The organism is Pseudovibrio sp. Ad26 (assembly GCF_001623285.1).
In the GTDB taxonomy this organism is placed as follows: domain Bacteria; phylum Pseudomonadota; class Alphaproteobacteria; order Rhizobiales; family Stappiaceae; genus Pseudovibrio; species Pseudovibrio ascidiaceicola.
In genome coordinates this window covers 1-16230 of the sequence record NZ_LMCE01000127.1, presented here as the reverse complement: position 1 = coordinate 16230, position 16230 = coordinate 1, and the positions used below count along the sequence as shown (strand labels likewise).

The 16230-nt window shown below is 51.0% G+C and carries 19 protein-coding genes and 1 pseudogene; 12 read left to right on the top strand and 8 right to left on the bottom strand.

All coding sequences use genetic code 11. The features are described from left to right. The first annotated feature begins 611 nt into the window (after positions 1–611). A complete protein-coding gene (locus PsAD26_RS23435; protein WP_063312346.1) occupies positions 612–815 on the top strand; it encodes a hypothetical protein in 204 nt (67 codons plus the stop codon). 95 nt (positions 816–910) lie between these two features. Then, positions 911–1132: a hypothetical protein gene (locus PsAD26_RS23430; protein WP_063312345.1), complete on the top strand. Its 222-nt coding sequence runs from the start codon at positions 911–913 to the stop codon at positions 1130–1132. 252 nt (positions 1133–1384) lie between these two features. Here the strand turns inward: PsAD26_RS23430 and PsAD26_RS23425 are convergent, their stop codons facing one another. The 6 genes from PsAD26_RS23425 to PsAD26_RS23400 form a co-directional block, all read right to left on the bottom strand. Further along, positions 1385–1648, bottom strand: coding sequence for a hypothetical protein (locus tag PsAD26_RS23425; RefSeq protein WP_063312344.1), 264 nt, complete (start codon positions 1646–1648; stop codon positions 1385–1387). Positions 1649–2011: 363 nt separating this feature from the next. Beyond that, on the bottom strand, positions 2012–2620 hold the full coding sequence (locus tag PsAD26_RS23420) for a GyrI-like domain-containing protein (protein ID WP_063312343.1): 609 nt from the start codon (positions 2618–2620) through the stop codon (positions 2012–2014). Positions 2621–2780: 160 nt separating this feature from the next. After that, positions 2781–3167 (bottom strand): DUF6362 family protein, encoded by a 387-nt coding sequence (locus PsAD26_RS23415; RefSeq protein WP_063297187.1) that lies wholly within the window; start codon positions 3165–3167, stop codon positions 2781–2783. A gap of 8 nt (positions 3168–3175) precedes the next feature. Beyond that, positions 3176–3595, bottom strand: a complete 420-nt coding sequence (locus tag PsAD26_RS23410) for a hypothetical protein (protein WP_153041564.1) — start codon at positions 3593–3595, stop codon at positions 3176–3178. Beyond that, positions 3522–4226 carry a helix-turn-helix domain-containing protein gene (locus PsAD26_RS23405; protein ID WP_063312342.1) on the bottom strand — a complete coding sequence of 235 codons (705 nt, stop codon included), beginning with the start codon at positions 4224–4226 and terminating at the stop codon, positions 3522–3524. Before PsAD26_RS23405 ends, PsAD26_RS23410 begins: the two co-directional genes overlap by 74 nt. Next, positions 4223–4477: a helix-turn-helix domain-containing protein gene (locus PsAD26_RS23400; protein WP_057464045.1), complete on the bottom strand. Its 255-nt coding sequence runs from the start codon at positions 4475–4477 to the stop codon at positions 4223–4225. The genes PsAD26_RS23405 and PsAD26_RS23400 overlap by 4 nt, the downstream gene beginning before the upstream one ends. Positions 4478–4983: 506 nt before the next feature. Here PsAD26_RS23400 and PsAD26_RS29515 point away from each other — a divergent pair. Beyond that, positions 4984–5601, top strand: a complete 618-nt coding sequence (locus tag PsAD26_RS29515; RefSeq protein WP_153041563.1) for a hypothetical protein — start codon at positions 4984–4986, stop codon at positions 5599–5601. Here PsAD26_RS29515 and PsAD26_RS23390 read toward each other — a convergent pair. Next, a complete protein-coding gene (locus PsAD26_RS23390; protein ID WP_084403810.1) occupies positions 5501–6871 on the bottom strand; it encodes a site-specific integrase in 1371 nt (456 codons plus the stop codon). The genes PsAD26_RS29515 and PsAD26_RS23390 overlap by 101 nt on opposite strands. Positions 6872–7699: 828 nt before the next feature. Between PsAD26_RS23390 and PsAD26_RS23380 the strand changes: the two genes are divergently transcribed. The 9 genes from PsAD26_RS23380 to PsAD26_RS23345 all read left to right on the top strand — a co-directional run bounded on the left by PsAD26_RS23380 (position 7700) and on the right by PsAD26_RS23345 (position 15382). Beyond that, positions 7700–8215: an Hcp family type VI secretion system effector gene (locus tag PsAD26_RS23380; RefSeq protein WP_057465969.1), complete on the top strand. Its 516-nt coding sequence runs from the start codon at positions 7700–7702 to the stop codon at positions 8213–8215. A 118-nt stretch (positions 8216–8333) separates the two neighbouring features. Then, positions 8334–8630, top strand: coding sequence for a hypothetical protein (locus PsAD26_RS23375; protein ID WP_063312339.1), 297 nt, complete (start codon positions 8334–8336; stop codon positions 8628–8630). Then, positions 8630–9499, top strand: coding sequence for a hypothetical protein (locus tag PsAD26_RS23370; protein WP_063312338.1), 870 nt, complete (start codon positions 8630–8632; stop codon positions 9497–9499). Before PsAD26_RS23375 ends, PsAD26_RS23370 begins: the two co-directional genes overlap by 1 nt. Before the next feature lie 2 nt (positions 9500–9501). After that, a complete protein-coding gene (locus PsAD26_RS23365) occupies positions 9502–9996 on the top strand; it encodes a hypothetical protein (RefSeq protein ID WP_063287044.1) in 495 nt (164 codons plus the stop codon). Between the two features lie 75 nt (positions 9997–10071). Further along, entirely contained in the window at positions 10072–12168 is a 2097-nt protein-coding gene (locus tag PsAD26_RS23360; RefSeq protein ID WP_153041562.1) for a type VI secretion system tip protein VgrG, read from the top strand. An 8-nt stretch (positions 12169–12176) separates the two neighbouring features. Further along, entirely contained in the window at positions 12177–13469 is a 1293-nt protein-coding gene (locus PsAD26_RS23355) for a hypothetical protein (protein WP_153041561.1), read from the top strand. A 12-nt stretch (positions 13470–13481) separates the two neighbouring features. After that, positions 13482–14687 (top strand): hypothetical protein, encoded by a 1206-nt coding sequence (locus PsAD26_RS23350; protein ID WP_063312336.1) that lies wholly within the window; start codon positions 13482–13484, stop codon positions 14685–14687. Between the two features lie 34 nt (positions 14688–14721). Then, positions 14722–15012 carry a PAAR domain-containing protein gene (locus PsAD26_RS29115; protein WP_084403809.1) on the top strand — a complete coding sequence of 97 codons (291 nt, stop codon included), beginning with the start codon at positions 14722–14724 and terminating at the stop codon, positions 15010–15012. After that, on the top strand, positions 15005–15382 hold the full coding sequence (locus PsAD26_RS23345) for a hypothetical protein (RefSeq protein ID WP_084403808.1): 378 nt from the start codon (positions 15005–15007) through the stop codon (positions 15380–15382). The genes PsAD26_RS29115 and PsAD26_RS23345 overlap by 8 nt, the downstream gene beginning before the upstream one ends. Before the next feature lie 630 nt (positions 15383–16012). On the opposite strand, the pseudogene PsAD26_RS23340 reads toward PsAD26_RS23345, so the two are convergent. Continuing rightward, positions 16013–16230: pseudogene (locus PsAD26_RS23340) on the bottom strand (slipin family protein); the annotation flags it as partial.

Below are 16230 nucleotides of genomic sequence, written 5' to 3'. Positions count from 1 at the left end.
TCTGAGTGCTATCTAAAATTCATTTGATCTTCCAATATCTTGAGTCGGATATGTTGCAGTGCAACGCTCTCAATCGTTTCCGCTAGGTGCGAACCGCGAACCCAAAGTGCGAACCCAAAATTTTCCTCTGTAACTGGCGATCTGGTGCGCAAAGCCCCACCGCATACGAATGCGGCCCGGAAGGACCCAAAAGTCGGGGTAGGGGATGCATGGTATGGGATTGTGCAAGTGGCTTTGTGCGGCTTGACTGCGATTGGAGGAGGAGATCGCAGCTCCACTGAGCATAGCGATAATCTGCCCGAACCAGCCTGTTTCTGTCGCGCCAGAAGTGCGGGGTCATTTGTTGGGGAGTGCGGCAGGACGCAATTGAACCCAGCCCAAAGCGGTCGCGAGACGATAGCAGCCGGGAATAGACGGCATCAGCAAGCAAGGCACCTCTTGTTTGAAAGCGCGCGCTCGCCACACTAAGCGGGCCCTCATGCACCTACGAGATCAACGGTATGACACCTATAAGCCCTTGATTGTGAGGACGGGTATGGCATTGCGCGGTACCTGAATAGGCGCGTGCAGGCCATGTGTAGAGAGCACACGCATCAAGAGGAGCAAGCGCCATGCACGTGAATTATATCTACACAGAACACCCCCAATGGGGTTCCGATATCCTGCGCTACACAAATGAGGAAATGCGAGAGGTCTTTGGCGACAAGAACGCCGAAGAGTTGTGGGCGGGCAAGATCATCCTGCACCGAGGCGGCGCCTACCTGGACATGCTAAGCGCCGCCAGAGACAAGTTAGCAGCAGAACTGGAAGCCTGAATCTAGCCCAGCCCGTAAATAAGCCTGACCCCGCCAGAGGAGCGGGGTTGCGGTCGTGAAGCCGGGCAGGGTGCCCGCTGAATGGAGGAGGTTCTATGAGAACCAGCACAATCAGAATTGCAGCACACGACTTAACCAAGGCAGGGTTTAACGCAAATCGGCCATATGAGGCCTGTGACCCGATTGCCCACGCACTCGACGACAAAGCCGCGATTAAGGCCCGCGTCAACGCAGACAGCATGACACTCATGGTGGAAGTAAACACCAACCAGCTCTTTGACGCAGCGACCACACTGCGAGAACTCGGGCTGATTTGAGCCAGGCAGATTTCAGGATATGGATTGTACCCCGCCTCGTGCGGGGTTTGTCTTTTGGCAGGATGGTTCAGCCAGAAGCCTGATCTGAGGCAATGGAGGCCAATACCCCTTCCGGGTCTCTAGTGAAGCCCCTTCCCGGTCTATGGATGATCATTGGAAACTCAGGTCAGAATCAAAAAGGCCTGAGAGGCATTGCACCTCCCAAGCCAGAATATTCCATGAGAGGCAAGACCTCTCAGTATTCCATATTTTTTAGTCTTTTGAGACTTCCAGTGCACAAGGATCAAGCAGATCGGAGATCCTCTCGCTACTTGCCTGCGCATTTTCTATGTGATTGCGCACAGTATCAAACAGCGTCAGCAACGCTTCATATTCTTGTGTGTGCTCCATGCGTTCGCTCATCACCACGCTCATGGAATAGACTAGATTTTTGAGGTGGTTGGTTGATAATTGAAGCTGATCCACTTCATTGCGAAGGGACGTATGGGCACATTTCTCTTTACCAGTTTCTGTCATTTCAAGCCCTCTACTTTGGGTGTTGAACAACCACTCAGCAGAAGGTTTGTGACAACCCACTGGTGAGCGGGAGGTTCACAACCTGCAAGTAGACAGGCGGGTTTATTCCCCCGCGAAGGGGTATTGTATTCACCGCCCTCCCGCCCATAAGCGAGAGCTTGCGTAAGGAGGGCTAACTCCAAACACAAATTGACCGCCGAATAACGGCAGCGGTGACCGCTACTTGAAAGAGGTTGTGATGCCTCAAGAGGACCATGCGATGAATGTGGCAAGGTGTCAATGCAAGGAAACCGAATTCCTCCACAAACCCATAGGATTAGCGGGTGAGAGACGATCTTTGTCGAGGCACTGTATTTCTGAGCTTTATGACATTGGTTGACGGATGACGGTCTTCCAATTCTCAGGAGCTGCTCTGCGAATGTCCGTAAGGTAAATCTCATGGTGCTTGCCGCGTAAGCGTTTTCCGTTCTGATTTATGAAAGTATGCACCAGTTCAATTGTAGGTCCTTCTTCGGAGAAGGGACCAACATGCAACGTCTGGGCAGTCAGGCCTTCGTGAAAGGTCTCATATCGAATCTTGTTAATCGCGGGCAAGTCCTTCTTAGCTTTGACTTGGTCTACCGCTCTTTTCACCAGATCTCGGGTTATGAGCTCAGGCTGCATGATCATCATCGTCCATATCCAGTTGGGTTTGTTGTCATTGATGAAGTCAGACATGTCGTCGGCCCACCACAAGCCCTCGAGCGGCATAACTCCATAATCAATGCCAGTATTGCTCTGTTTGATCATGAACTTGAGAGTATAGGAAACGGAATAAAGCGCCTCAATTGCTTCGCTGTAGATTTTTGAACCAGGTTCGCCCTTGCCGTCAACCATGAGAAAGTTCATGGCGGGAACATCTACCTCAACAACATGCTTTGCTGAGGGTTTGTAGAGCACTTTAAGCTCCCGCTTGTAATCAATTTTCAACATGCAGCTGCATCCTCAATTTGGGAACCATCAGGCGATTTTTGTAAAGTACACCAGTTGCACGCTTCTGATATATGGGGCTTCCCAATTCTTGCTTTCTTGAAAAGTAAAACAGGCCAGTGTGCAAATTTGAATCACATCATTCGTTGAATTGTGCTGGGGACTAGGTAGAGCCCTTCAGTTTAATTTGTATGGTCAGAACAGCAGCCACAGCACGGCGATGGGCGGTGGAGCGAGTAAGCCCGACCTGAATGCAGATGGGTCGCCAGCGGTAACCTTCTGCCCGCATCCAGAGTATTTTTCTATCATCAGGTTCAGGAACGTATCGTAGCCAATCGATGGCTTCTTCCATGCGCTGAATGTCTTTGGCGCTGGGCACTGTTCGGATTTGGGTCTTGTTGTAGCCATAAGCCTCATGAACATCATGGATGACTTGCGGCCAGGTGTTGCCGTCCCGCCTTGGTGTAGATCTTGGCGGATTTGGAAGCCGTCGTAACGTGCTGGCCGCAAGCTCAAGCCGGTCGACGATCTGTGTGGTGGTGAGCACCATACGACCCTCTAGGTGGATGCTTTTGAGGTGACTTGCGCTTCCAGTACGCTGTGCAGCACGCGGATGTGGAAGTTCCGCGCTGCCATGATGGGTTCTGCAAGGGTGATCAATTGACCGGGTGTGGGAGCAATCGTTTTGCTGCTGCGTCGCCAGGCTTGACAGGTGGCAAAGATCACATCGGTTGGATAGCCGCCCAGATCTTGAATCCAATCCTCAATCAGCTGTGTGATGGCCTCTGGTGAGAGCCGTTTTTGCGGATAGTGATTGAGAAGCTGACCAACAGCCAGGCTCACTGGATTTGACCCGCCGGGTGCATTGGCCTTGGTGAGTGTGCTGAGCAGTTGCTCCAGTTCCTCAATCTCCTGAGCCGTTCTTGGTGCTAGTCGTCGTTCTGGCCGGGAGACTATCAGCTGCTGTAACAGCCTCATCCCAGGCTCTCTGCCAAACATGGGAAATGGATTTTTTGCGCTTGGAGGGTTCATGGGATCGAACAGATTGCTCATGGGATTTCTCCTTGGCTGGTCTTTGAGGTTTTGCCCGAAGTTGTTCACAGGCCGGGTTTTGGGGGATAGGGGGAAAAGGTTCTTTTGATGGTTCTAAATGACGGTTCAAGGGGGGCACCACGTGCCGGTTGGTAGCGGCACCACATGCCGGTTGGTGCGGCACCACGTGCCGGTTGCTGGCAGGTCCTTCCGGCACACTATGCCGGTTGGTTGTTCCCGGTTTGATCGCCGGCAAGTTTTCTAGGGCTGGATGGTCATTTTGATTGGGAATAGGCCTTCGCCCGTCAAAGCCAGTGAGGACGAAAATATCGGACCGACGAGAGCCATTGGCACGGCGACGCTGATAGCGGGTGATCAGGCCCAGTGCTTCCAGATGGGTTAGACAATTGCGCAGCTTGCGCTCCGAGCAACAGCAAGCCTTCTGCAACGTGGCTTGCGAGGGCCAGCACAGGCCATATTCATCTGCAAAGTTGGCAATGGTGATGAGCACAAACTTCTCGATTGGATCGGTGATCTCAGTGCACCCATAGGCCCAGGTGATGGCTTGAACGCTCATAAGTTTGAGATCCGGTTTTCGCGGATTTCCTTTTGCTTGAGCCATTCAATGACAGAGGCGCGGCGGTAAAATACCCGGCGCCCGGTGCGCACGCATGGCGGGCCAATGCGCATGGTCTGCCAGCGGCCCAGCGTGTCGACACAAACGCCAAGCTCTTTGGCAAGTTCAGCCCGTGTCATCCAGCCATCAAGAATGGCCCTGGGTTGTGTCTGTTCAGGTTCAAGTTCCGGGGTAGGGACGTTGTCTTCCATGTGCTCCTCCAAAGCCGAACCGCTTGGGCTCAAACGGTTTGCGGAAAAGCTAAGCATGGAGGGTAAATGGGCGTATAGGCGTTCAAAGGCAGTGAAAGGCGTTCATAGGCGTTCAAACATTAAGGCAACGCCTATTGAGGACAACCGGACTGTTTCTTAAGGCTGCTCCCCGGTAATCCAGCCGATGCATCGGAGGCCTCAAACCAAAGGCCGCAACTGCCCCTGTGAGTTCATGAAGATTTGGAATATCCCATAGATATCAATGGTCAGTTTTAGAGATTGGGTTGCAACAAAAACCTTCAGTATTTCAAACAGTTGATATTCTGGTCAAATCAACTCTGCTGGACGTGCTGATTTGAGAAACTTGCCTGTTGTAAACCGGTAAAGGTCTTAAGTTTTTCTGGAAATAGCCTGACCTAAACGGCAGGTTGAATGCGAACTACATGCGGTGATGTGTTCTTTGATGAGGCCCAAGAGAAGCTGGATGCCACAGGGGAGGGATACCAATGACGCTGCCATCAAAAGAGTATTTCACAGTTTTTGAAGCTGAGGCGCGTTGGGGTGTTCCACTTGCCACCATTGCAGGCTGGGCTGAGGCGGGGCGTTTTCGTCTCGTTACCAGTACGCCACTGGTTGTGTGCGGGGCACAAAAAGTGTGTGGGATGGTGGAGCTGTGCGGATCGGATTTGTTCAAAATGCTGGGAACCGCGGGGGTACCTGCACGCACCTGCCTCGTGCACCGCGTGATCCCTTTGCGCAAGAAAGGTGCCGAATTGCTTTATGTCACCTGCCCCAGGCAAGGTCTGGCAGTACAGCCCGATGAGCTTTGGATTCCAGCGACTGATCTTTATCGCTTTGAAGAAAAGCATGCTCTTGGTCAGTGTAGTGGCAGGAGTGGCAATCGGGGTGGACGTGAACCGAAGTATGACTGGGAAGGAATGTGGGCACCGCTGTGTGTCCATCTGTTTACACAAGGCATCCCCAGCACCCTGAATGAGCTCGCCAGTGCGATGCAGGACTGGTTTATTGAGGCCTCTGCAAGCGGAGAGGCGCCTGATATGAGTACCATCCGCCGCCGTATTCAGCCTCTTTGGCAGGCCCTGAAAACGGCACGGGAGAATTAGCAGTCAAGGTTGGTGCAGAAAAGATAGGTGAGGTTGGAGGAGGTGGCACAACTTGCTGCGTGCTTCTGCGTGGCTTGGCGGTCACATAACCTGCAACTGCATTAACACTCTCACGCAAAGGAGATTCCATCAGATGGGCATAGCGCTGGGTTGTGCTCATTTGGGTGTGCCCCAAGAGCCTGCCGATCACCTCCAATGAAGCGCCTCCAGAGACAAGTAGCGATGCAAAAGTGTGGCGCAGATCATGAATGCGCACATCGCAAATCTCTGCTTGCTTCAAGATGCCTTGCCAATACCGGCGCATTTCATGAACTGGTTGCCCGGAAACGTCTCCCGGAAACAGCCAGGGGCAGTCTTCAGAGACAACGGATTGGCGTCTCCTCACCAGGTCAGCGACCTCAGGTGATATAGGCAGGCGGTGGATACGCTTCTGTTTGGTATTGGTTGCTGGTTTGAACCAGGTCAGGAGTTCGAGGTTGAACTGTTCAAAGCGGGCAAATCTTACTTCGCCCAGACGCGAGCCTGTGAGAAGGCAGAGGCGAATCACATCAGCCCCGCGTTTGTCTTTGCTGTTCTCCAACGCTTCAGACAGACGGTTGATCTCATCAAGTGACAAGAACCGCTCGCGGGCATTCTCTAGCCTCTTGTGGAACCCTTGCGCTGGGTTATCAGGACGCATCTTCCACTGTACAGATAGATTGAACATCTTGCGCAAGATCTCGCCCAGACGATTGGCGCGGATCGGTGTGGATTTTGGTTTGCTTCGGCGTTTGAGTTTCTTTGTTGGACGATGTCGCCCAGCGGCTACGTTACTGAGCAGCTTGTTGACATCCGCAGGTGAAATCTCGCGCACCAGGAGGTTCTTCCATTGCGGCAGCACCAGTTTAGTCAGCATGGAAATCTGGTCTGCCTGATTGCGGGCGGCAAGCTTGGGCAGGTGTTCATCGATATAACGCTCAATAAGATCGCTCACACGCGGGACAACACGTTCTGCCTCCCGGTTGCCCAGCGGGTCGCAATCAAGCTCAATCTCCCGGCGGATGGTTTTGGCTCGCTCTCGTGCTGCGACCACACTCCAGGCTGGCCATTGGCCGATGGTGTAGCGACGCTGCCGACCATTGACGCGGTAGGACACGTTAAACGCCTTGGTACCGGACTTATAGATCACCAGCGCAAAGCCGGGCACCACGCTGTCAAACAGCTGGTACTGCCGAACTCCACGGGTGGCATTGCGGGCGATCTTTTCAGTAAAGCGCTGACGACTTGGCACAATCCACTCCCCCCTCACATAACATCCAAGTAATGCGTAGTGTGCCAGCTCTTGCAAGATCCAAGTCTCATGGTTGGGCGCTCTCACACTTGCAGGAAGTCTAATCGGAGCAGCTCTTGGGCGTATAGGCGTTCACAGGCAGTGAAAGGCGTTCAAAGGTGGTGAAAAGTAGAAGGGTACGCATAAGGTGCCAGATCAGGAGAAAAATCACCCCTGCAAAAGAAATTGAAGATGAGTAGCGACAAGCAGAGCATCCAGCTTCAACCAGATTGCAGGTCAGGCATAATGCTGAGCGATCTTCATCGGAAGGCCGTTTTTCGCTGGCAGGGGCCAACAACTGCGCTTCTCGAAGGGACTGATTTGAAGGGCATTTAGAGCGCGAAGGGTCTCTCATACGGCTCAAATAACGCCTTGCCTTTGAGGAGCTATCCTGATTTTCACTTATATTTCATGGGCAGGCCATTGTTGGTCAGGATTAGGCCAAAATTGGCTCGCTGTTTTCTTATATTTATCAGGTACTTATCTTGAGTGTTAGCGTTTCAAGCCATCCTTGGCTCAAGATTACGTTGCGGCATTTAACTTGATGCTCTGCAATCAGGCTAAGTTTACGCACGCCTCAGAATTATTTTCCTTTGTAATTTCAATGAATAAGGATGAATTGCAAGTTTTTGTGACTAGTCCCCTCACTCTGGCATGCAAGTTGCGATTGTGTTGGTACGCTGTCGCAGACTGGTGTCTGGGGCTGTGGCCCATTGTTGTCAAATGGGGTTCATTTATTTGTTTTGCTGCGTCTTTCCGCAAACGGAGGGCGCTCACCAGGAGCATACTATGCCAACACCCGCTTATATCACCATTGAAGGGTCAACTCAGGGTCCAATCACTCAAGGCGCGTTTACTGAAGATTCCGTCGGTAACGTGTGGCAGGAAGGCCATGAAGACGAGATCATGGTGCAGGCCATTGATCACACCGTCATCATTCCTCGTGATATCCAGTCCGGCCAGCCAGCTGGTCAGCGCGTGCACACTCCGTTCAAGTTCACCTGCTCCATGAACAAGTCCATCCCGCTGCTTTATAATGCGCTGGTCTCTGGTGAGATGCTGCCTAAATGTGAAGTTAAATGGTACCGCACCAACTCTTCCGGCAAGCAGGAGCATTTCTTCACCACTTCCTTTGAAGATGCGCTGATCACCAACATCGAGTGTGGCCTGCCACATTGTCAGGATCCAAAGAACGCTGACTTCACTCAGCTGATCACCATTGAACTATCTTACCGCAAGATCATGTGGGAGCACACAGTCTCCGGCACCTCTGGTGCTGACGACTGGCGCGCACCTGCTGCTTAAGCCTTCCTTCCTGATGGGAATGGAAGTCAGATCCGGGCCAGCTTTGGCCCGGACACTGCCTATGGGTGAGTACACACCAGGCAGCATTTGATTTGGGCGTGATCTGCGGAGTTGGAATATGCAATTTGTCTCTGGCAAAGCCTCAGAGAAGCGCGGTTACTTGCGCAGCTTCTTTCGCGCCCTGCTGTGGCGCCGGCGTAAGGTGGAGGCAATTGCTGAAGCTGCACCCAAAGAGTGCGATCCGGCAGGAACGGCGCATGTGGTCTTGCAAGGTCGTGACCGGCCTGAACGGTCTTCTGATGCTCTGCACGAAGATCTGTCAGAAGAGCTGGAGATCCGGGGCTTTCTGGATCAGTTTCCCGGCCACCGCTTGATGGTCAGGCCAGGGGAACAGCCCCACAAGGAGATATTCTGATGGTCTATCCGCTAGCGGAACAACGTATGGCAGCAGAGTTGATCAATCCACGCCAGGAAGAAGCAGTGGTGATGGATATGGAGCTCTTTGCGCAAGCCGTAGTAGACGCCCATCAAAGCCTTGGAACAACAACTGGCGGTGCCCTTGATCTGGCGAGCCTGCCAGTGCTGCTACGCGATATGAAGGGTGGTCAAACACTCTTAAAAGAAATCGGCCTGCAGGGGCGCTATTACACAAAGGTAGTGAACGGCAAGACCTATGTGGTGTTTAAGGGATACTCCGCTCTGCGTGAGACCTTGAAGGGTACACGGTATCTGTCCACGTCCCCCAAAGTCGTTGCTTTTGGCATTGGCCCGGAGGCACTAAAATCAGCAGGCAGGTCAAACGCAGTCATCATGATCACCTGTTATGTAGTGCTCGATGTGATGCAGTTCATCATGAGTGATGAGCAGCTCTATCATGAGTTGTTTGCCAACATCATTACCGACGTTGCTATTGGTACGGTGGCACTGGCTGCCGGGACGTTGGCAGCTGGTTGGCTGGCTGGACTGACTGTGATTGCGCTTCCCGCCCTTGTAGTTGCTGGAGGAGCGATCGTTGTTGGAATGATCGCTGGTATTGCTTTAGCCGAACTCGATAAGGCATTTGGTATCCGGGAAAAACTTGGCCAAGCTCTGCACTGGACAGGTAAGGCAATTGCCCATGGAATTCAGGAGACAGGGCAGATCATTCGTGAAGCACAAGTTTCCATGCGCCAGAAGGTGGAAGAGTTTGAACGCCGCAGCAATAGTTTTTTGTACCGGCTAGAGCGTGAGATCATTTGGCACTTTGGCGGTTCAGATCTGTATAACCAGATCTACCGGAGGTAGCGATGTTTGACTGGTGTTTTGACCGCATTGAGAAATCCGCAAATTGGCTTGCTGCTGATCTCAAACGGACACATGTCGCAATGCTGTTTTTGGATTGTCTGGTTATCTTTCTGTGCTGGATCATCCTCTCTGACATCTTTCTTTTATTCGGACAGACACAGGACCTTCTGATTGTCCCGCGCGGAAAGACCCAATGGGTTCTTGGAGGGCTTTGTCTTCCTGTTCTCCATTTCGCTCTTACACCGTGGGGGCAACGATGGGTCAAGAGCTCGGTTAAAAGCTTTTCGGTCGTGTTCCTAACCGTTGCTGTTGGCGGGGCCTTTCTTGGGGTTGTGCTCACCGACTACGCCCGTACTCAGGCTATCGCAGCTGGATACCGCTCCTGTGACCAAACTTTCCTGAATGACTTCCAGCGTGACGATGAAAAACTGGTTGCTCCCGGTGTGTTGTGTCCGTCGTCTTCCTCTACTGGCAAACCCTATCCGCCACCAGAGTGAGGCCCTAACGAAGCCCGCCAGACCACTCTCAATTCTTATGCTTCCTTTATTTTTTCCTTTGCCAGTGAGTTTGTTATGAATGCTATTGTCCAAATCCCGCAGCTCTTCCAGGAACAAGATCTGGCCTTCACCTTTGCAGCTCCTGCGCAGCCCAACGCGGAGTTGCTGGTCACCGGGTTCTCGGCAACAGAGCGTCTCAATGGGCTCACGCAGATCCAGATTGAGCTTGCCAGCCCCGACAACGCTCTCGACTTGCATAGCCTGCTGGATACGCCCGCCACGCTGACCATCCATCATAAATACGAGGGCCTGCGCCATCTCTCCGGGGTGATTGCCGAGATTGCCCGGGGCAATGAAGGCCATCACCGCACCAGTTATTCGCTCACACTGCTGCCCAGCCTGCACCGGCTGGCTCATGGCTCTGACTGCCGGATCTTCCAGAAGAAAAGCGTGCCCGAGATCGTTAAGATCCTGCTGAAAGAACATGGCGTAGAGGATGTGAAGTGGGATCTGACCGAGCCTCATGAGGCCCGCGAATACTGCGTGCAGTACCGGGAAAGTCACTTAAGCTTTTTAGATCGCATCACGGCTGAGGAAGGCATCTGGTACTATTTCACCTATGGCGCCAACGGCCAGCATACGCTGCAGTTCATTGATAACCCGCAGATCGTCTCCGAGTTGCCGGACCAGCCTAAGTTGGAATACAACGCCATGGCTGGTGGAGCTGTCAAAGGTGTCTATTGCAACAGCTTTGTCCTGCGCGAGCAGCTGCGCGCCACCAGCTTCATGCAGCGTGATTATTCCTTCAAGAACCCGCCTTACAACCAGCAACACGCCCACCAGCGCGGTGAGGACAACGGCTCTGCCGGAGATTATGCGCTCTATGAATATCCGGGGCGCTACAAAGCCGATGGTGTTGGCAAGCCGTTCACAAAACACCGGCTGGAGGCAGCACGTGTTGAGGCCACCACAGGCCACGGCACGACCAATGCGATTCACCTGATGGCCGGTCATCAGTTTGCGCTCACGGACCATCCGAACGACGACTACAACATCAAGTATCATTTGCTCACTGTCTCGCATCAGGGCAGTCAGCCGCAAGCAGTGGCTGAGGAAGCTGGCAGCGGTACCACCAGTTACAGTGCAGGGTTTGAGGTCATGCCCGCCCGCCTGCCATACCGGCCCAAACTGCTCAAAAAGCCTTTGGTGGACGGCCCGCAGATCGCCCATGTCACCGGACCGGAAGGTGAAGAGATTTACTGCGATGAACATGGCCGGGTGAAAGTCTGGTTCCCATGGGACCGCCATGGCGCCAAGAACGACACCTCCTCCTGCTGGATCCGCGTGTCCTCCAACTGGGCCGGCGCCAGCTGGGGCCACATCGCCATCCCCCGCATCGGCCACGAAGTCATCGTAGACTTCCTCGAAGGCGACCCGGACCAGCCGATCATTACGGGACGGACGTACCACAACAATAACAAGAGTCCTTATAAGCTTCCTGACCATAAAACACGGATGTCGATCAAATCTGATAGTCACAAGGCAGAGGGTTTCAATGAGCTGCGCTTCGAAGATGAAGGCGGACGCGAGGAAATCTATGTCCATGCTCAAAAAGATATGAACGTCGAAGTTCTGAATGATCGATCTAAACGCGTTGAAAGAGACCAATCAGAAATAATTGGTAACGATAAATCGATCGAAGTTGGAGGCGATCATGACGAGGTCATCTCTGGAAACTTATCAATTGCGGTCGGGGATAACCCTTTATCGGCTACGATCATGGCCAAGACACGCCTTCTGTTCTCAAAGACCGGTAACTTGCTGGAAAAGATGAAAATTCCAGATCCTTTCAACTTCGCGAAAGGAAACATGCAGATTTTTGTCGAGAAGAACAAGTCAGAGGTTGTGAGCATCGCGTCCTCTGAAGTCGTTGGTGTCACCAAATCAATAGTTGCAGGACAGTCACTTCAACAGACGGTCGGTAAAGCTATGAGTACAATCGTCAGAGGAAGAAAAGAAGTCGATGTCGGACAAATTATGAATGTTCGCGTTGGTGATCAGCTCACCATCAAAGTGGGCGAAAACTCTGTTTTGTCCATGTCTAAAGAGGGGAACATCGTTCTCAAAGGGAAACACATACAACTTGAAGCCGACAAAATTAATCTGAACTGAGGTGATCCATGTCTGAGATTAGGAAGATTTTGGAAGATCGCGTTGGGTCAGAACTAGGATCTTTAGGATATGGAGGGGAGTTACTGGTTCAAGCGCTTGGGGCACTGGGTAAAAGTCAACCTGTGTATCTAGGCTGGGGGCAGTACCTTCCGGGTACGGAAAAACAATCTGATACTCCTTTAGTCTTGAAACCGGAACACTTGAAGCATGGCACTGAAGCTGCCGTTAAGATGCTGATGTCCGATCTACCGCTTCATCAAAAGTTTGCTGCCCAACCGGGTAAGCAAGAGGACTGGCAGCCCGTTTCAGCGCCGCCGCCTATCTGTACCGAGGATAATCCGTCAGGAATTGACGTTCTAGAGGCGGTAGAGTTTGCTCAAGGGCGTGAAACTAATATCGTTTTGCCTCCTCTGCCTCCAAAAAAGGAAGAAGAAAAAGCCCAAGAAGAGGGTTGGGAGATTAAGGCATCTGGGCTAGAGCGCAAAACGCAGGACGTCGGTGTTCAGTCGGGGCGCAGATCGGGAATTCGAAGAGATGTTAACTCGGGTGCCACCCAGAGGAATCCTAATGGTAGCCGCATTATCGACAACGATCTGAAAGGAAAATGGGAAGATGGGTTTAGTGTTGCAAAAGTTGGTGTAGAAGACAAATTATTTGATGAATCTGTAGCCAGTGGAGATTTTGGTGGGAAGGATTCGTTCTTCTCCGGCAAAGGCAAAGTCCTAAGTACATCCGGGAAAGCTGCGGCAGATACTGAGTGGACGAGCAAGGGTCTTACAGCACAGGCCGGTGCTGAATTGAAAGGCAGTTTTCTTGAAGGTTCTGCTGGTACAAATAAAGACAACTTGGTGAGTGTTCAAGTTGAGGGCTCTGCTGTTTCCGGAAAAGCTGAAGCGAAGGTAAAACTTGTTGCAACCGCAGAAGAGGTTACTTTAACTGGAGGTTTGGGATCAGCTGTGTATGTTGGTGAAGTTGCTACTGAACTTGGGGTAAGCATCACGCCCTGGCACATCTTAAACCCACTGATTAAAGGTTGGAATTCCATCTCAGGTGATGATGTCGAGCCTTTGGGTGAATGTGCAAAAATAGGTATTACAGGTAATGTCAAAGCTTCTGGTCAGGTGGGGTTTGGGGCAGAGGCTGAAGGCAAGATTGGTCATGAAAGTGGAAACTTGCTGGCTGAGGCTGGACTAAAAGGGACTGCTGGTGTGGGTGGTGGTTTGAAGGGGAGTTTAGGGACTACTGGCCTAGACAAGTACTGGGATGGAACATGCGCAATACCAAATCCCTTTTCAGATTAAAGGAAAATAAAGTTGAAGAAAGAAATAGCACAAGTCCTCCTTTTACTTGTTCTTTTTATGTTTCAAGGGAACAGCAGCGTGGCTAATGACTCAGTTAAATTCGCACTTATAGAAGCTGACAAAAAAACAAGTACGTTTAGTTTTATTGATAGTTATCTGAATTTTTCTAGTAGCTCCCCGAAGGATTTTATTTGGAACAAAGCTGATGCTCCAGTAGCTGTTCTTGACGATGCTCAGGTCGTCAGCGAATTTACCGAAGAGTATATAGGTTACGACCCTCTCAACCGGGATCGGCTAGAGATACGCCTATATGCGGCCAAAATCATTCCTGAACGAGTTGCTCTCGGCGTTGGATATGGCAGGCTTCTGGCTTCTAAATGGGGTGCACTCAATTTTGGGGAATTTACTCATGATCATGATTTTGGGGAGGTATTGGGTGGAGACAACTCAAGCGGTGTAATGCTTGTCAATCGCATCTCCGTCATGCGCCGAGGCCAACATATTCTTATCATCCGCAGTAGGTTCGATGCGGACTACTTTGATCAGTACAAAGACGCAATCGCGACATTTGTGGGATCAATTGAATTTGCTAAGGTTGTGCAAAAAGACCCGATTGTTGCGTCTCTCGAAACTGCATACTTGTTTGAGAAAGATCCAGAATATAAATTCAAGTATCATATGCCAAGTAATTGGAAACGCGCAGTTTCTATGGAAGTGCGTCGCAAAGAAGCTGAGTTTGATTTCTGGTTAGATGTTGGCGATAATTTAGGCAATTCTGCTGCACTTGCTTTTGTCATTCCTTCTAGTGATAAAAGAGTTAAAGCGGGAAAATTTACTGTAGATCCTGACAGAGCGGCAAACATCGCACGTGAATATGCAAAATCACTTATTAGTAATGTATCTTCCAATAGGCCCTTTCATTTTACAGGTATCGAGAGGGCTGTTTTGCCACGGTTTGAGCAGATTACATCTTACAACGAGTTGTTTAATTTTTCAGGAAATCTTGAGCTGGAGGATGAGAAAGGAAGCCTGCCCTATCTGGTTTCAGTAATGGTTACCCTTGGCGAAAAAGGTACATTAAACACAACTGCAGTGATGACGACAGAGCATTCCAATGACTACCGATTTGGCACAAAGAATCATGTTGAGTTTACCCATCAACTGATGATGGACGCTCAAGAGCATTTTTGGAAGGTTAGAGCTAGCCAGCCACATTAATACCGTAATTTTTACCAGTTATAAGGATAAGCGCATGCCAGCTGCATATCGTAAGGGAGATATAGCCTCCGGTCACGGGTGTTTCCCGCCCACACCATCTGTTGCTGGGAGTCCTAATGTGTTCGTCAACAAAATTGCTGTTGTGCGGGTCGGAGATGGGGTTGCTGCTCACGGATGCAAGAAATGTCCGTCACATGGCAGGGCTATGGCTGCGGGCTCCGGAACTGTCTTCGTAAATGGCCGTGCAGCATGTCGGGTCAGCGACAGCGTAGGGTGTGGTGGTTCTGCTGCTGCAGGATCAGGGAATGTGTTTTTTGATGGTTAACAAAGAAGATAGTAAGATCGGGGCATTTGACTTAGGGGAGGGCCTCACACCAGTGGATGTATGGCAAGGCCTTCACGCCAGCGAACCTCTCTGGATTGCATCTGCGGGCGTTGACGGTGGCAACGAAAATCAGACCCGTATTGACGAGACAGATCTAAGCCTTCTGAAGAGACTGGAGGCATTCCCCGCAAAAAGATGGGCTCAGATGTGTGACGGCATCGGCTGGACACCACTTGGCGCGGCAGCATTGTCCTGGTGCCAGAGTTCAAACGATCAAGTCTTCAAAGTTGCATGGTCAAACGCAGTTAAAGATGAAAAACTCAGTGATAGTCAAAAGCGGGCATTAAAGCTGGCAAAGGCTTACGATTAAGACGATGCTCGTTTCACCTGAGTTTGTATCGTAAGAGTATCCTGATTACCTTTACGTCCTGCTCAAGCGTTGGGATGACGGAAACTAAAAGTTCTGCGTCAACACCACGTCAACCGCTGTACGTAGTTTGAGCTGTACATAACGTCTTTTGATGTCGTATACTTCATTAAAGTTATATGAGAGTTGCTAAGCAGTATCAGTCGCTTGTGGGCTAAGTTATTGAAAAGTAACTTATAGTAGAACTTACTACATTAGAGACTCATAACCTGAAGGTCGTAAGTTCAAATCTTACCCCCGCAACCAAAATTCGGTCAATAGATCAAACATATAACAAAAGCCCTGAACCTCTGGTTCAGGGCTTTTTGCGTTCGCGTCAACATTTGAACCAGTCGCGGATTCCTCCGAGAAGAGGTTGGTGCGCCAATAACCGGAGGTTCTTCTAATGCTCTGGGAAAAAGGAAATTTTCGGATTGAGCGATAGATATAGTTCACCCACAAGACTTGAGTGCAGCTTAAATATATTATTGGGCAATCTCTGATACGAGTTTTCTTAGAAAATCGGTCCATAATACGAGGCAACAACATCTCTACTTTTAAACTCGATCAACTATTGGGTGATTATCCACGGTCTTATTTTTCCTCTCCTGCAGAACCCTTCAGGCTAAGCCGGCCTATCAGTTCCATTGGCATTGGAAAGACAATGGTATTACTTCTATCGCTTGCGATTGTCTGCAGTGTTGTCAGGTAACGCAGCTGCATAGCTTGATCGTTCTGGGAGAGAATTCCGGCGGCTTCCAGAAACTTTTCCGCTGCTTGGGATTCGCCCTGAGCATCGATGACCTTGGCAC

What these genes read in the sequence shown, in the direction of transcription:
- PsAD26_RS23370 (WP_063312338.1), top strand. Translation starts at nt 8,630, where the DNA reads ATGGTCTATCCGCTAGCGGAACAACGTATGGCAGCAGAGTTGATCAAT.
- PsAD26_RS29115 (WP_084403809.1), top strand. Translation starts at nt 14,722, where the DNA reads ATGCCAGCTGCATATCGTAAGGGAGATATAGCCTCCGGTCACGGGTGT.
- PsAD26_RS23425 (WP_063312344.1), bottom strand. Translation starts at nt 1,648, where the DNA reads ATGACAGAAACTGGTAAAGAGAAATGTGCCCATACGTCCCTTCGCAAT.
- PsAD26_RS23360 (WP_153041562.1), top strand. Translation starts at nt 10,072, where the DNA reads ATGAATGCTATTGTCCAAATCCCGCAGCTCTTCCAGGAACAAGATCTG.
- PsAD26_RS23365 (WP_063287044.1), top strand. Translation starts at nt 9,502, where the DNA reads ATGTTTGACTGGTGTTTTGACCGCATTGAGAAATCCGCAAATTGGCTT.
- PsAD26_RS23435 (WP_063312346.1), top strand. Translation starts at nt 612, where the DNA reads ATGCACGTGAATTATATCTACACAGAACACCCCCAATGGGGTTCCGAT.
- PsAD26_RS23405 (WP_063312342.1), bottom strand. Translation starts at nt 4,226, where the DNA reads ATGAGCGTTCAAGCCATCACCTGGGCCTATGGGTGCACTGAGATCACC.
- PsAD26_RS23380 (WP_057465969.1), top strand. Translation starts at nt 7,700, where the DNA reads ATGCCAACACCCGCTTATATCACCATTGAAGGGTCAACTCAGGGTCCA.
- PsAD26_RS29515 (WP_153041563.1), top strand. Translation starts at nt 4,984, where the DNA reads ATGACGCTGCCATCAAAAGAGTATTTCACAGTTTTTGAAGCTGAGGCG.
- PsAD26_RS23345 (WP_084403808.1), top strand. Translation starts at nt 15,005, where the DNA reads ATGGTTAACAAAGAAGATAGTAAGATCGGGGCATTTGACTTAGGGGAG.
- PsAD26_RS23400 (WP_057464045.1), bottom strand. Translation starts at nt 4,477, where the DNA reads ATGGAAGACAACGTCCCTACCCCGGAACTTGAACCTGAACAGACACAA.
- PsAD26_RS23355 (WP_153041561.1), top strand. Translation starts at nt 12,177, where the DNA reads ATGTCTGAGATTAGGAAGATTTTGGAAGATCGCGTTGGGTCAGAACTA.
- PsAD26_RS23415 (WP_063297187.1), bottom strand. Translation starts at nt 3,167, where the DNA reads ATGGTGCTCACCACCACACAGATCGTCGACCGGCTTGAGCTTGCGGCC.
- PsAD26_RS23410 (WP_153041564.1), bottom strand. Translation starts at nt 3,595, where the DNA reads ATGAGGCTGTTACAGCAGCTGATAGTCTCCCGGCCAGAACGACGACTA.
- PsAD26_RS23420 (WP_063312343.1), bottom strand. Translation starts at nt 2,620, where the DNA reads ATGTTGAAAATTGATTACAAGCGGGAGCTTAAAGTGCTCTACAAACCC.
- PsAD26_RS23375 (WP_063312339.1), top strand. Translation starts at nt 8,334, where the DNA reads ATGCAATTTGTCTCTGGCAAAGCCTCAGAGAAGCGCGGTTACTTGCGC.
- PsAD26_RS23430 (WP_063312345.1), top strand. Translation starts at nt 911, where the DNA reads ATGAGAACCAGCACAATCAGAATTGCAGCACACGACTTAACCAAGGCA.